The organism is Streptococcus mitis (genome assembly GCF_946190285.1).
Taxonomy (GTDB): domain Bacteria; phylum Bacillota; class Bacilli; order Lactobacillales; family Streptococcaceae; genus Streptococcus; species Streptococcus mitis_CP.
In genome coordinates this window covers 1-539 of record NZ_CAMHZX010000021.1, presented here as the reverse complement: position 1 = coordinate 539, position 539 = coordinate 1, and the positions used below count along the sequence as shown (strand labels likewise).

1 protein-coding gene is annotated in these 539 nt (G+C 55.8%); it reads right to left on the bottom strand.

Annotated elements, in window-relative coordinates:
• A partial coding sequence (locus N8L39_RS09245) for a hypothetical protein (RefSeq protein WP_261039369.1) occupies positions 1-539 on the bottom strand: 539 nt, incomplete at both ends.

Sequence of the window (539 nt, the reverse complement as noted above, 5' to 3'; positions counted from 1 at the left end):
GCGCTTGTTGAGGCTGACGTAGACGCTACAGCGCTTGTGCTTGCTGACGTTGATGCTACCGCACTAGTCGACGCTGAGGTAGACGCTACCGCACTAGTCGACGCTGAGGTAGACGCTACAGCGCTTGTTGACGCTGACGTAGACGCTACAGCGCTTGTGCTTGCTGACGTTGATGCTACCGCGCTTGTTGAGGCTGACGTAGACGCTACAGCGCTTGTACTTGCTGACGTAGACGCTACAGCGCTTGTTGACGCTGACGTTGATGCTACAGCACTGGTGCTTGCTGAGGTAGATGCTACGGCACTAGTCGACGCTGACGTAGACGCTACCGCACTAGTCGACGCTGAGGTAGAGGCTACCGCACTTGTACTTGCTGAGGTAGAGGCTACGGCGCTTGTTGACGCTGACGTAGACGCTACTGCACTTGTTGACGCTGACGTAGACGCTACTGCACTTGTGCTGGCTGAAGTAGACGCTACTGCACTTGTACTTGCTGAGGTAGATGCTACGGCGCTTGTTGACGCTGACGTAGATGCTAC